Source organism: Bacillus sp. EB600 (genome assembly GCF_024494385.1).
GTDB lineage: Bacteria > Bacillota > Bacilli > Bacillales > Cytobacillaceae > JAEVLT01.
The window spans coordinates 1-13,363 of sequence record NZ_JAEVLT010000064.1; the positions used below are offsets into that span (position 1 = coordinate 1).

15 protein-coding genes, 3 pseudogenes and 2 riboswitches are annotated in these 13,363 nt (G+C 35.9%); of the genes and pseudogenes, 12 read left to right on the top strand and 6 right to left on the bottom strand.

The features are described 5' to 3' along the window. A pseudogene (locus JN080_RS27405) lies at positions 1 to 432 on the bottom strand (IS4 family transposase); the annotation flags it as partial. A gap of 241 nt (positions 433 to 673) precedes the next feature. Between JN080_RS27405 and JN080_RS27410 the strand changes: the two are divergent. Continuing rightward, positions 674 to 958, top strand: a complete 285-nt coding sequence (locus tag JN080_RS27410) for a hypothetical protein (protein ID WP_256239125.1) — start codon at positions 674 to 676, stop codon at positions 956 to 958. Between the two features lie 185 nt (positions 959 to 1,143). On the opposite strand, the gene JN080_RS27415 is transcribed toward JN080_RS27410, so the two are convergent. Continuing rightward, positions 1,144 to 1,473: a hypothetical protein gene (locus JN080_RS27415; protein ID WP_256239126.1), complete on the bottom strand. Its 330-nt coding sequence runs from the start codon at positions 1,471 to 1,473 to the stop codon at positions 1,144 to 1,146. A gap of 379 nt (positions 1,474 to 1,852) precedes the next feature. Between JN080_RS27415 and JN080_RS27420 the strand changes: the two are divergent. The 11 genes and pseudogenes from JN080_RS27420 to JN080_RS30200 all read left to right on the top strand — a co-directional run. After that, a pseudogene (locus JN080_RS27420) lies at positions 1,853 to 2,536 on the top strand (SulP family inorganic anion transporter); the annotation flags it as partial. Positions 2,537 to 2,952: 416 nt separating this feature from the next. Beyond that, on the top strand, positions 2,953 to 3,468 hold the full coding sequence (gene ectA / locus JN080_RS27425) for a diaminobutyrate acetyltransferase (protein WP_256239127.1): 516 nt from the start codon (positions 2,953 to 2,955) through the stop codon (positions 3,466 to 3,468). A 79-nt stretch (positions 3,469 to 3,547) separates the two neighbouring features. Beyond that, positions 3,548 to 4,828, top strand: coding sequence for a diaminobutyrate--2-oxoglutarate transaminase (gene ectB, locus JN080_RS27430; RefSeq protein WP_256239128.1), 1,281 nt, complete (start codon positions 3,548 to 3,550; stop codon positions 4,826 to 4,828). A gap of 12 nt (positions 4,829 to 4,840) precedes the next feature. Then, positions 4,841 to 5,239 (top strand): ectoine synthase, encoded by a 399-nt coding sequence (locus JN080_RS27435; protein ID WP_256239129.1) that lies wholly within the window; start codon positions 4,841 to 4,843, stop codon positions 5,237 to 5,239. Between the two features lie 24 nt (positions 5,240 to 5,263). Then, complete coding sequence (thpD, locus tag JN080_RS27440; protein ID WP_256239130.1) at positions 5,264 to 6,148, top strand: ectoine hydroxylase; 885 nt, start codon at positions 5,264 to 5,266, stop codon at positions 6,146 to 6,148. Between the two features lie 317 nt (positions 6,149 to 6,465). Continuing rightward, a riboswitch (Fluoride riboswitch) is annotated at positions 6,466 to 6,526 on the top strand. A 186-nt stretch (positions 6,527 to 6,712) separates the two neighbouring features. Further along, on the top strand, positions 6,713 to 7,429 hold the full coding sequence (locus JN080_RS27445) for an RNA-guided endonuclease InsQ/TnpB family protein (protein ID WP_375141793.1): 717 nt from the start codon (positions 6,713 to 6,715) through the stop codon (positions 7,427 to 7,429). A gap of 302 nt (positions 7,430 to 7,731) precedes the next feature. Further along, positions 7,732 to 7,791: riboswitch (Fluoride riboswitch) on the top strand. Positions 7,792 to 7,856: 65 nt separating this feature from the next. Continuing rightward, positions 7,857 to 8,252 (top strand): fluoride efflux transporter CrcB, encoded by a 396-nt coding sequence (crcB, locus tag JN080_RS27450; protein ID WP_256239131.1) that lies wholly within the window; start codon positions 7,857 to 7,859, stop codon positions 8,250 to 8,252. 20 nt (positions 8,253 to 8,272) lie between these two features. Continuing rightward, positions 8,273 to 8,482 carry a hypothetical protein gene (locus JN080_RS27455; RefSeq protein ID WP_256239132.1) on the top strand — a complete coding sequence of 70 codons (210 nt, stop codon included), beginning with the start codon at positions 8,273 to 8,275 and terminating at the stop codon, positions 8,480 to 8,482. A gap of 163 nt (positions 8,483 to 8,645) precedes the next feature. Then, positions 8,646 to 8,915, top strand: a complete 270-nt coding sequence (locus JN080_RS27460; RefSeq protein WP_256239133.1) for a hypothetical protein — start codon at positions 8,646 to 8,648, stop codon at positions 8,913 to 8,915. A gap of 166 nt (positions 8,916 to 9,081) precedes the next feature. Then, positions 9,082 to 9,942, top strand: a complete 861-nt coding sequence (locus JN080_RS27465; protein ID WP_256239134.1) for a DUF421 domain-containing protein — start codon at positions 9,082 to 9,084, stop codon at positions 9,940 to 9,942. A gap of 381 nt (positions 9,943 to 10,323) precedes the next feature. Continuing rightward, on the top strand, positions 10,324 to 10,422 hold the full coding sequence (locus JN080_RS30200; RefSeq protein WP_483861554.1) for a type II toxin-antitoxin system antitoxin: 99 nt from the start codon (positions 10,324 to 10,326) through the stop codon (positions 10,420 to 10,422). A 242-nt stretch (positions 10,423 to 10,664) separates the two neighbouring features. Here the strand turns inward: JN080_RS30200 and JN080_RS27470 are convergent, their stop codons facing one another. The 4 genes and pseudogenes from JN080_RS27470 to JN080_RS27485 all read right to left on the bottom strand — a co-directional run. After that, positions 10,665 to 11,180 carry a DoxX family protein gene (locus tag JN080_RS27470; protein ID WP_256239135.1) on the bottom strand — a complete coding sequence of 172 codons (516 nt, stop codon included), beginning with the start codon at positions 11,178 to 11,180 and terminating at the stop codon, positions 10,665 to 10,667. 424 nt (positions 11,181 to 11,604) lie between these two features. Next, positions 11,605 to 11,946 (bottom strand): hypothetical protein, encoded by a 342-nt coding sequence (locus JN080_RS27475; RefSeq protein WP_256239136.1) that lies wholly within the window; start codon positions 11,944 to 11,946, stop codon positions 11,605 to 11,607. A gap of 194 nt (positions 11,947 to 12,140) precedes the next feature. Then, the gene (locus JN080_RS27480; RefSeq protein ID WP_256239137.1) at positions 12,141 to 12,881 is read right to left on the bottom strand and encodes a hypothetical protein; all 741 of its coding nucleotides are present in this window, start codon (positions 12,879 to 12,881) and stop codon (positions 12,141 to 12,143) included. A gap of 235 nt (positions 12,882 to 13,116) precedes the next feature. Further along, positions 13,117 to 13,363: pseudogene (locus JN080_RS27485) on the bottom strand (IS4 family transposase); the annotation flags it as partial.

A 13,363-nucleotide genomic window follows, 5' to 3' on the forward strand; every position in this document is an offset into this window, starting at 1 on the left:
ACGCATTTTTTGGGAAGCATGATCAAAACAACGGGCTAGTAACTCGACGGATTTACTACGATTTCGATCATACGAAGAATCATCTAACACCAAGACCTTCGGTCTGTCATGATTCGAGAGTCTCGTTACTTTGCCAATCGTGTGAGCACTAAGAAATAGTAAAAATCTACGCCATGCAAAGGTAGACCTATTCAGGAAACGATAAACGGCGTCTTTAGCAGGAAAATCGGCAGATTTTTTACCTTCAAGAGTTCGAAACCAGTTCTTGTTTTCAAAGATTAAACAAAAAATCAGTTGAAAAAGAAAACCACAAGAAAAGCCGAAAGTCTTTGTAATACCAGCTTTTCTAAGATGTTTTAGCACCTGTAATTCTTTAAATGTGGATGTTAGTTCATTTGGTAGTTGCTTATTTTGACCGTTTTTCGATATCATATAGGAGGCACCTCTTCTGTTTGGATATTGTGATTCTAGTCAAATCAACTATACCAAACGATGAGGTGTTTTTTAATGCCTATTTTTAAGGTCAAGCACAATATTTCGGAGGCTCCGAACTTTACAGCCATTTAAATTCATTACATTTTTCTAGGTGCGAAAGTTGAGTAATAATATTTAACCTGAATAATTAAAATAATTATTGTTTTTTTTGGAAGAAAAATAGTTTGGGAGGAAACTCATGTCTAAAGACAACAAAAAGGGCTGGTTTTTTCTTTGTGCAGTGGTAGCTGGGGTCATAATTTTCATCTGTTTTTCAATCTATATAAACCAGTCAACTCTTGTAGGAAGTCTAAGCCAAACGATGCAAAATAAGGATACAACATTGGTCTCATATCAACTATATTCCAAAAACAAGGCTTTTGGTGGTGATTCGATTTATTCGGTAAAAGCAGCAAATGGAAAACAATATCATGTAGATGTTGATCACAATCATTTAGTCATTTCAACGGTCGAAACTAAGTGATTATTGTTTTTATGAAATCTGAGGTAGCATCCTTTTTAGTAAAGGGTGCCTTTTATATTGAACATAAGTAAGGTTATGTCCTAAGTTTGAAAAAAACATTGAAAACAAAGGGCTTTGGGGCAATTATAAAATATACTTTTTTGATAAAATTGAATTAATAAGAAAAAAGAAATGACTCTTGGGGGTCATTTCTTTTTGTTTTTATAATCCCAATATTTTAGCTCATCGTAGTGTGATGTTGGTACTTCTTTTGTAACGTTCCCATTATCATCCTTATACACATCATATTCTCGGTACGTTTCAACCATATAACCATTTTCCTTTACCTTGTTAACTAATTTTTCTTCTGTATCTGGTGTTTCAGTTGACAAGGCTTGGTCCATTGGACGGGCAACTGCTAGTAAGCTAGCGGTGTACGAGTAATTTTTGTTTATAAAAGAATAAGGCGAATCCAGATAGGCAGCAACACCAAGAATGAGGATAATAATGAAGATGGTCATGGGTTTGGTTTTCATTGCATCGGGCTCCTTTTAAAAGATATTGATCTAATATGCATTTTATGCACATAGCAAAGAAAGTTATGACAAGCCTTATCACCAAAGTGAAGCACTGGCAATGCAAGTGCAAGATACCAGGGAAATTAAAAGAGCGTTAAAGCTGTATGCGGAACCGGGAGAAAAACAACTTGAGTGTAAATGACATTACTAAACAAAAAAAGGTAATGTAGCTTACTGAATTTTAAGTCCTGAATACCTATACTTAATTTAAAATTAAGGATTGACCTGTAAATTATTGTTATTTGCACCTAAAATTTATCGGACTGTTCTTCCAAAGAAAGTAGATTAGGAAACGATAACTGAATATGGTTATCGGGATAAACTCGTTAATTTTGGATCAATGGGTTTTGGCGGAATGGCTGGATGTGCAATGATTGGACAAACAGTAATTAATGTTAAATCTGGTGGTAGAGGTCGTTTGTCCACTTTTGTTGCGGGTGCGTTTTTATTAACACTCATTGTCTCGCTACAAGGTTTCCTGGTACAGATTCCAATGGCTGCACTTGTCGGTGTTATGTTTATGGTTTCAATCGGTACATTTGATTGGTCGAGTCTAAAAACAATACGAAAAGTGCCAATTACAGATACAATTGTTATGATAGTGACTGTTATTACAGTAGTTAAAACGGATAATTTATCTATGGGAGTTTTAATGGGGGTTATTCTAAGTGCAATTTTCTTTGCATCAAAGATTTCAAAAGTGAAAGTAACCAGTCTTTCTGCAAAAGGTTCTCATAAGAAGGTTTATCATGTTTCTGGACAGCTCTTCTTTGCATCTGTAACTGACTTTGTAAACAGTTTTGATTATAAAGAAGACATAAATGAAATTGATTTGGACTTATCAAACGCTCACCTTTGGGATGATTCTGCTGTGAGAGCCATTGATAAAGTGGTTATCAAATACCATCAAAATGGTGTCAAGGTAAATCTAAAAGGATTAAATACTGAAAGCAATAAACTTATTGACAGAATTGCTGTTCATAACAAGCCAGGTGGTCTTGAGAAGGTTGCTAGTCATTAATTTAAAAAACACGCTGATTTCAATTCAGCGTGTTTTTTGAATATAAAAGAGCATATTTAGATTAGGTAAATTAATCTGTTTTAACAACCATTAATATTGGTAGTACGGAATAGCGATGCTCCTAACTTCAACGATTGGAAAACCGGCCAGTCTTCTTATTTTTAATTTTGAGGGTTACCTGGGTATAAGGTGGGGGAAACATTATTTTCACTTTAATAAATTATTTAAACATTTTGTAAATTGAAGCGATAAGGAGGATACATGGGGATATTGGAAGTAGAGGTAGCTCAGTTCCTCTGAGTCCCATATAGCCCTGAATTTATCCAATTATCCTTTTAAATGCGCTTTGACGCTGATACGTTTTATTCGTTAAGATTAATATTGTAAGTAAATAGGAAAAAGGAGGATTACTATTATTGAATGCTGTAAAAACAGGAGAATCCGATAAACTGATTTCTCATCGTATTCGAAAACCAACGAAAACAGATGGTGCTAACATTTGGAAATTAATCAAGAGTATCCGGACATTAGATTTAAATTCAACCTATTCTTATCTTATGCTCTGTGAATTCTACCCTGAAACTTGTGCCGTCGCCGAAGAAGATCAGCAAATTATTGGCTTTGTGTCCGCGTTTCGTCCCCCTTCATCACGTGATACCATCTTTGTTTGGCAAGTAGCTGTTCACGAGTCTTATCGAGGAAAGGGACTAGGAAGAAAACTATTACAAGAGCTGTTAAAACGAAAAGGTTGTGAAAATATTCACAATTTGGAAGCTACGATTTCTCCTTCCAACCTTCCATCCCAATCCCTCTTTAAGGGACTGGCAAAACACTTGAATTGCTCTTGTAATATTACAGAATGTTTTTCTGAAGACTTATTTCCGGAACCCGGACATGAAGCTGAGCAAATGTACCGAATTGGTCCTTTTTAATGGATAATCGCATGATAACATCCTTTAGGTGCATTTTTGTAACGAAAGTAGATTGAAAATTCAGAAAGGTTGTGTTTGTTTGCAAGCTATAAAAGAGCTAAAATCGGAGCTTAGTATATTTGAAGAATTGGAATCCGAAGTACGAAGCTATATTCGCAGTTTCCCTGTTACTTTTGGAAAAGCAAAAGGGTATACCCTTTGGGATACAAATGGAAAAGAGTATATTGATTTCTTTGCAGGCGCAGGTGCGCTAAATTATGGCCATAATCCCCCGGAGATGAAGGAGAAATTACTCAGTTATATAGCTGATGATGGAATAAGTCATAGTCTTGACATGGCGACCAAAGCAAAAGCAGATTTTTTAAAAAAGTTTAAAAAAATAATTCTTGAGCCACGTAAACTTGACTATAAAGTGATGTTTCCTGGACCTACTGGAACAAACAGCGTTGAAAGCGCCCTAAAGATTGCAAGGAAAGTAACTGGACGTGATTTGGTCATCGGTTTTACAAATGCCTTTCATGGCATGACCTTGGGATCTTTATCAATCACAGGAAATTCCTTTAAACGTTTTGGAGCCGGTATCCCGCTGCATAACGGTGTGGCTATGCCCTTTGATCGATATTTAGGGGATGATGTCGATACTGTCGATTATTTGGAACGTTTTCTCGAAGATAACGGCAGCGGGGTCGCTCTTCCGGCGGCTATTATTCTCGAAACCCTTCAAGGGGAAGGCGGTTTAAATACCGCTAACGAAGAATGGCTGAAACGAATTGAGCAAATCTGCCGTCGCTGGGATATCCTGCTAATCGTCGATGATGTTCAAGTCGGATGCGGGCGTACTGGTCCATTCTTTAGTTTTGAACCGGCAGGTATTCAGCCAGATATTGTTTGTTTATCAAAATCCATTAGCGGCTATGGAATTCCAATGGCTTTAACGTTGATCAAACCTAAATATGACCTATGGGAACCTGGTGAGCATAACGGGACATTCCGAGGCCATAATCTAGCTTTTATTACAGCGGCAGAGGCGTTATCATTTTGGGAAACGGACGCTTTTAGTCAAGAAATAATAAAAAAAGGGAAAATAGTCGAAGAATTTCTGGTGAATTTAATCAATAAATATCCTGAATTGCAGGGTGAGGTTCGAGGCAGAGGTCTTATGAGGGGAATTGCCTGCGATGTTAAAGGATTAGCGGAAAAGATTTGTCAACATGCCTTTGAAAAAGGCCTGATAATGGAGACTTCCGGGCCAAATAGTGAGGTATTTAAGATCATGCCGCCATTAATTATTGACCATGACGGCTTAAAGCGCGGTTTTGCGATTATTGAAGCAAGTGTTAAGGAAAGTTTAAATAAATAGGAGGTATTTACAATGATTGTTAAATCTTTAGAAGATGTGAAAGGGTCCAATGATCATGTGATTGGAGAGACTTGGGAGAGCCGGCGTTTTCTTTTAAAAAAGGATGGAGTGGGATTTTCCCTTCACGATACGATTATTCATGAAGGTACGGAGTCTACCTTTTGGTATAAGTACCATGTAGAAGCGGTTTACTGTATTGAGGGGGAAGGAGAATTGGAGGATCTCATCAATGGAAAGCGCTATTCAATTAAGGCTGGAACGATGTATTGCCTTAATGGTCATGAAAAGCATCGTTTGCGGGCAAAAACCGATATGAGAATGGTTTGTGTGTTTAATCCTCCTTGTACAGGAAGGGAGACCCATGATGAAGAAGGTGCCTATCCCCGCCCTGAAGCAGAAGCAAAAATTTAATCATAAAGAAAGGAGTCTAATAGAATGATGGATTTATATCCCTCAAGAGTAGGAGATAAGCCAACAATATTGAAAAGAAAGGACCCTGTTGTCTATTCTCCTCTAGAGAAACCGGGCCCATTACATCATGAACAATTAAATTCCTTTGAAGAGAATGGTTATTTATTTCTGGAGAATTTTTTTAGCGAAACCGAAGTAGCTGTTATGAGGGCTGAACTTTCAAAGGTCTTGGAATCCAGTAGAGACCGGAGTGATAAGCGAGTGATTCGGGAACCCGAAAGTCAGGAAGTCCGCTCGATTTTTGCTGTGCATGAACATGAAGAATTCTTCAAATCCTTGTCTGAGGATAAGCGTCTTGTTGAAGTTTTAAAACAGCTGCTCGGAAGTGAAGTTTATATTCATCAGTCCAGAATCAATTTTAAATCCGGTTTTACGGGGAAGGAATTTTATTGGCATTCCGATTTTGAAACATGGCATGTGGAAGACGGTATGCCGCAAATGAGGGCGATTAGCTGCTCGATTACCTTAACAGAGAATAACCCGTTCAATGGACCACTCATGCTTGTTCCTGGTTCTCACAAATATTTTGTATCTTGTGTAGGTAAAACACCGGAAGCAAACTATGAAAATTCGCTTCGAAGGCAAGAAATCGGTGTACCTGATAATGACAGCCTGACAAAACTGGTTAAAGAAAAGGGCATCGCGGCTCCCACTGGACCTGCCGGATCGATCATCTTATTTGATTGCAATATTATGCATGGGTCCAATAGTAATATTAGTCCTTATCCAAGAAGCAATGTATTCTTCGTTTTTAATAGTGTAGAAAATAAGCTTGTTTCCCCGTTCTCGGGTCAAGAACCAAGACCTTCCTATATTGCGTCAAGGGAAAAAAGAACGGTCAATAGTTAATTGGGATTGGTGAGAAACTTAATTCGACGGATTGATGGAGGAGAAATGATTATCACAGACACGAACGGCGCTACGAGGACGTTCTAAAAACTATGGTCAGACAATTGTAAGGCTGACAAGTACTTTAACAGAACCAAAGTAAAAAAAGGAGAGCTTTTTAAATGTGAAGGTATAAAACAGGAGGTCATTATGATTCCTCCTGTTTTTGCTTACATAGACTTAGCTAAATTTTTATATTGTACAGAATCTGCAGTATAAAAATTTATAAAATCAAAAAAATATTTGGATTTTAAAAAATTTTTGTTTATAATATTACCAATTGAATCGACGATGGGGTTCGCCATAACCGTCCTTGTGACTAATGACTCCTACCAGTATTTTTTCGTTTTATTACTGGTAGGAGTCTGTTTATTTTAGGGGAACTAATGATTGAGGTGAGCATCATGATTTATTTTTATGTTGGATTTGCTGGAATTATAGGGGCATTGTTACGTTATTTTGTAGGGCTATATTTTAAATCAATGGTGGTTTCATGACTTTCCATTAGCTACATTTTTAACCAATATGGCCGGGAGTTTAATCTTAGGCTGGTTAACCACCTTCTTACCCCGTTTAAAATTTCTTCACTCGATCATTAAGCGTCAAGGTAAAAGATGGTACGCTATTTTCTCTGTCGAAAGACAAGCGTTATCAGCCTCTATTGATACAAATAACACAATAGGAATAGATGTTGGACTCAATAAATATGCAGTCCTTTCGAATGGTTCACAGTATGATAACCCCAGATTTCTTCGAAAAAAGGAAAAACAACTAAAAAAGGCGCAACGTAAACTTTCAAAAAAGAAAAAGGGTTCTGCAAACTACATCAAACAAGTACAGCGAGTTCGGAAATTCCATGAAAAAGTTGCGAACCAACGAAAAGACTTTCTTCACAAATTAAGCTTCAACTTAACGGAAGATTATTCGGTTATTGCTGTAGAAAATCTAAATATCCGAAACATGGTCAGAAACAGGAAATTAGCTAAATCTATTTCCGACGCTGGTTGGGGTATGTTCCGAAACATGCTTGCTTATAAATGTGAAAGAAATGGTGGTATGCTTATCAAGGTAGAACCAAAATTCACTTCTCAAGATTGCTCTTGTTGTAACAATCGAGTAAAGAAGTCTCTTTCTATTCGCACTCATATTTGCACAAAATGCGGGACGGTGATTGATCGGGACTATAACGCTGCATTAAACATCCTACAAAAGGCATTAGAAGAATTGCTTGTGGCAAACTGAATATCAATCACTACTGTAGGGCAAGGTTGTGTCCGAACAGTATAATCTACGCCTGTGGAGATTGTGTAAGGTATATTGGGAAAACCCCACTATGCTACAGTTGATGAATCAGGAAGCCCCTTCTTCAAAACAACCCGAAAGGGTGTTAAGGAGGGGTCATTCACTCAATATATCCTATTAAACATGTACCATATTGATCAAAAACATGGATTTGGGACTTCTATCTTCTAACCAACGGTCTAATTTAAAAATATTTAGATGACATATTTTTAAAAAGAGCGATGTATATTGAAGTATATCATAATTGAATCGGCGATGGAGTTCGCCATAACCGCCGTAAGGCTAATGACTCCTACCAGAAAAATGATACTTTTTTCTGGTAGGAGTCTGTTTTTTTTGTAAAGAAAAAAATTAGGGGGAGCGATTAATGGAACGATTTAACCTAATTCTTTTGGTTGCGTTTGGAGGTTCCATCGGGGCTGTTTCAAGGTATCTGTTATCCTCATTGATTCAAGACTGGATATTAACCAGCTTCCCAATAGGAACTCTAATTATTAACGTTCTTGGGTGCTTTTTAATTGGGTTTTTTTTGAAAATCCAAGCAGCTTCATCAGTTACTCAGCAAATTTGGCAAACATTTATCATTATTGGTTTTATTGGGTCATTTACAACATTTTCAACCTTTGCGAATGACATTTATGAACTTTTTCGAAATGGAAAGCCTTATTTGGGAATTTTGTACTTCCTTGGGAGCAGCATTTTGGGTGTCACAATAATCTATATTACCGTAACCTATTTGAATTTTTTTCCTCATAAAAAATAAATTGATTAAGAAGGGTTGGTGTGAAGTATTTGGGAGATATTTTGAGAATTTATTTTATGAATGTTATAAACGATATGGATAATCTTCTGATCATTTCAGCAGTTATTCGAAAATATGGTTATCAGATAAAACCATTGTTATCTTACATCGTTTTATGTTTGACGATAAGCCGAACTTTGTATGTAGTGATTATTCAATTCTTAGCAGAAATACCTGGATTGCGTTTGTAAACAATTCAACAAGATAATGGGGCAAGGTCCATACCGAGCATATCAATTATACAAATGATGTTGATTGTGCTTGCTACGGATTTTTCAGTTTGTTTAGACAGCGTTCTGATTACCTCTGAGCTTTCAAAAAAGCTGCTATTTATAATGGTGGGTATATTTTTTCGTGTCTACTGTATTTTTTGTATTAGATTCATTTACTGAAGTCTTGGCAAAAACATCATTGATACAGCTTATTGCTGGCGGGCTAATTGCACATATTGCAATTCTAGACATGTTAAAAGATCCTATTACAAGAAACCCAATATTGTTTTTAGAGGATTTTTTCGAAATCAAAATTCATAATTGGATCAACTTTTTTGCTCTTGATATTGCTATTCTCGTTATCTTTATTGGTTTAATGAAAAGGATAAAAAGTCGTACTCCCTTTAGTTAATTATAAAATTAGATTTTTATGGTTAATTTAGACCCTAAATAATGAAAAATGAACTACGCCTCTTTTAATACAAGGGGGGAGTTGAAAAATTAGATCTTCAAAATACGAGGATAGGACATAAACATTAGGATCATAATATATACATTTATAATTTGGGGTGAATATTATGCCAGGATGGATTTATATTTTTACGAGATCAATTATTTTCATAATTTTTTTGTTTTTAACCACAAAATTACTTGGAAAAAAACAAATTTCTCAACTTACATTCTTTGAGTATGTTGTAGGCATTACCGTTGGAAGCGTTGCAGGTGAGGTAGTAACAGGACTTGAAAGTAATATGTTTTATGGAGGATTAGCAATTTTTATATTAGGGTCTATTACTTTTTTAGTAAACCTATACTCAATAAAAAGCAAAAGGTTCCGTGATATGGTTGAGGGAACAGGAACAGTTGTTATTGAAGGTGGGAAAATATTAGAGGATAATTTAAAAAGAGAAAAATATACCATTGACGACTTGTCCTCACTTCTTCGCCAGAAAAATATTTTTAAGATTGCAGATGTGGAATTTGCAGTTTTAGAACCACGAGGAAAGATTAGTGCTTTATTAAAGAAAGAAAACCAGCCATTAACTTCAAAGGATTTACAAATAAAAGCAGCAAATGAGAAAGAACCTCAAACTGTTATTATGGACGGAGCAATACTAGACGAGGCATTGCGTTCATCAGGTAAAAGCAGAGAATGGCTACAGTTAGAATTAGATAAACTTGAAGTTACCATTGACAATGTTTTTCTTGGTCAACTTAATTCTTATGGAGAATTAACAGTAGATATTTATGACGATAAAATAAAAGTGCCTTCACCAACCCAACGTCCTCTTTTGTTGGCAAGTTTAAAGAAAACACAAGCAGATTTCGAAATATATTCACTTTCAACAGAATGTGAAAAATCAAAAAAAATGTACCAAAAAAATGCTAAACAAGTACAAGAAGTAATTGACAATCTTACTCCTTATCTAATAGGTTAAATATTTAAAAATTTATTTAATACGGTCGTTTCTTTTAAAAAGCTTGATCGTAAGGGGTAAACAGTTAAGTTTATGAGGGTAAACCCCAGAGCAGAGGAGTTCTATTTTGGCCATAGTTATAATAAACCCAAAAGAATTAGTCGACCAAGGCTACAGTTAAGAGTTATATAAAATCCTTTATGGTAAACTAAGCCCAAAAGAGTAAAAAAGAAAGTAGAGATTTATATGGGACTTCCAAACAAAGCAAAAAAAGTCCTTGATATTGCCTTACCAGCTATTGGGAAATCTTATCTGCAAAGTATACTAGGAGTCATTGACTACTTTTTATTGCAAAATTAGGTCTATTGGCCATTAATTCGAATCGACCCAAAGTTATACGAAATGCTGGAAAAATGGGCGGAAGATGAGTTCAGGAGTAACGCCCAAATTGAAGTCATTTTAAAAGAGGCTGCAAAAAAAGCAGGAAGATTAAAAAAATAATATGTATTTGGCGTCAGGCACCGCAAATGTTACTTTGTAACGACCTTTATGTACTGCTTTCTCCCTATCTATCATATTCATCGGGCGTTCTATTTTAGAGGATATTTAAAATGCTGTAGTAAAAAATGAAAACAACAAATCGAGTAGCTTCTATAGTTCTAAAAATGCTTTTATAGTTTAATAAAAAACTGTTAAAAAGTCCCACATTTATGAAAATTGTTCATGAATGTGGGACTTTTGAGTTAAGCACTTAATTTTTCAGCTGCGCTGTGATCTTTTGCTAAAGTTTTACGGATGAATGGAATCACCCAGCGGTCTAGACCAATCCGGCCTGCATTAAGTCCGGCAGCTATAATGATGACCCCTAGTAGAATGCAAAGTGCGTTAGTAGAAATCGTACCGGCCATTACGTATGAGAAGTTCATTACGAGTGCAAAGAAGGCAGCGGCGGTTGTTAAGCAGCCAAGTATTAACCCTAAACCTACCAGAAATTCACCTAATGGAACAATCGTATTGAAAAGGTGTGCATTTGGCAGGGCAAAGTGTTTTAAGAATCCAACATACGTAGCATAGACAATGCTGCCGTCCGGACCTTTCACCGGATTGGCAATAGCACCTTTTAAGAATCCAGATGTATCGAAACCTCCTGCTGCAAGTTTATGGTAGCCGGCAATTAAGAATTCATAGCCAAGATACAAGCGAATGACAGTTAGGATAGCGGCAGCGATTTTGTTTTCTCTTAAAAATCGATTAAACATGTGGAAGACTCCTTTATTTAAAAGTTTTATTAGTAACTTGATTACACTGTTATTATAATTCTATTATCTCGAATGAAATATAATTTGTTAGATAATTCACATGCTTGTAAAAAAGATATGAACATAATTGTCACAATAGGAATTCGGGCAATTCCAGGCTGAGAAAGACTGACCTGTTCGCAAGTTTCCACTACATATTGATAAATCAGGTTAATCATAAAATCGGCGGAATGCCCAAAATAGGAAGTACAGAAGATATGAGTGATCATTAAGTGCTAAGAACAATGGGTTGGAATTACGTTTAAAAAGTTAACTGAAGAAATTAAGCCTTCCACAAGAATAATAGTATGTAAAAAAATCCCTTTCCCCTGATGAATAAATGATAATATATTCAGCAATCGGGCCATTTTGCAGAAAAAATATGTTAAGACGATTCATCTATATTTCCAGCGTTTTTCATTTGAAATTTCGTTTGTGCCCAAGAGTCTAATTTTTTTACTTGTTTTTTACCAATTGTGGCTCCGTAAATAATAAGCAAGATGATAACCATTGTAAATATATCTAATTCTCTTTTGACAATAAAATTAATAATTCCAATGATCACTTGAGGGATGACGCCAGTGATTGTAAATAAAACCATCCCAACTTTAAACCAAAAATTCGACTGAAGCCTGTATCTAGCATAAAATAAGAAGAATGTGAAAGTCCAAGCCAGTACTTCCAAGCCAATTAAAATGAACCATTTAAATTCAACTAAAAATGTCATAAGTCGAAACTCCTTTTAAATGTATTTATTAACAAAAAAGCCCGAGAAAGACATCAATGTGATATCTCTCCCGGGCTTTTATCCCTCCGTGTTACACCTATCCGCAAGGAAAGATAAGGGTACCGTTTAGAAGTGTACCAGGCAACGGTTTGCCACTATATTCTAGAACCCCACTGCTTTAGCGGTGGGAGTTATCAGGCTGTTTGTTTTTGGTTTCTTTTTGTCCGATCTTCCTTTTTATTTGATTTTGATATTCTAAAGAATAGGAGCAATCCCGCATTACACATGAGAGTCCATACAAGTGCGAATTTATTGCCGCTTACATATATTCCTATAATGGGTACTACCAGAAATACAAAGCTTTTCAAGTAATAATTTACTTTCGGATTAATGGCCATCAAAACTGTTATACCCACAAGTACAGAAGTTATCAGATTATTCCCCAGAAAGGACTGATTTGTGTAATTTACGTAAAGATAATACCCAAACGATCCTAATATGGCAAATAGGGAAAGATAAAATCGAATATACGAACTTTTATGAAACAGAATCCAAACGGCAATAAAATTAATCGCTATACATATGCCCACCACAAATAAGGTATGATAAAACGGACTAAAAGGCTCTTTCATAAAGTTCAAAATGAATTTGAAGTTGAAAAAAGCAGCTGCTATTGCCAAAATCTTAAAAACAAGTTTTAGTTTTAAGTTGGGCCGGGGCATCTTCATTTTCATTCTCTTTTTTGATGTTCTGGATGGCGAGTTTACTCTCGTTTCATCCTCTTCATCTGTATTTTCCTTTTCTCTGCCCATAGACCTTTGGTTATGTTCTCTTTCTTCACGTTCCTTTTTTACTTCTTGTCTAGTAGGGTAGCCGCTTTCTTTATATTCATTCACTTTTTCCTTTTGTTCATCGGAGTTTGAATAAAAATCCAATGCCTATTCACCTCAAAAATACTTTTTATTCATTATAACTTATTTCGTTCTCAGTAGTGCTATCCAAGCTTCATCCGGCTATTGTCGAAATCTTCTAGAAAGGGTTCAAGCGTGACTAGGTATTGGTATATCAGTTTCCTTTTTTGTATAAACTTGGCTTCAGCATTTGGTCTATTTTATTGGGATTGTTTTCATACTGCAATAATTTTTATGTGCAAAGTTTTTTTCTCATAACTCAACTTTCGCACACTGAAATAGGCAGGTATGCCTTGATATAGCTGGGCAAGCCTGCGATCCATTGTTGTAGTTGACTTTTGATTAACTTTTGAATTTTCTTGTTACTCTCTTTAAAGGTATCTTCAAGAAGCTCGATTAATTGCTGAAGTGCAATAGCCCAATCGAGGTCACTGATTTCATCACAAAGTTCATAAAACATTCCGCCTAGTGTTCTTTCGTCCGTGCTACATCGGTTTTGCCAGGAA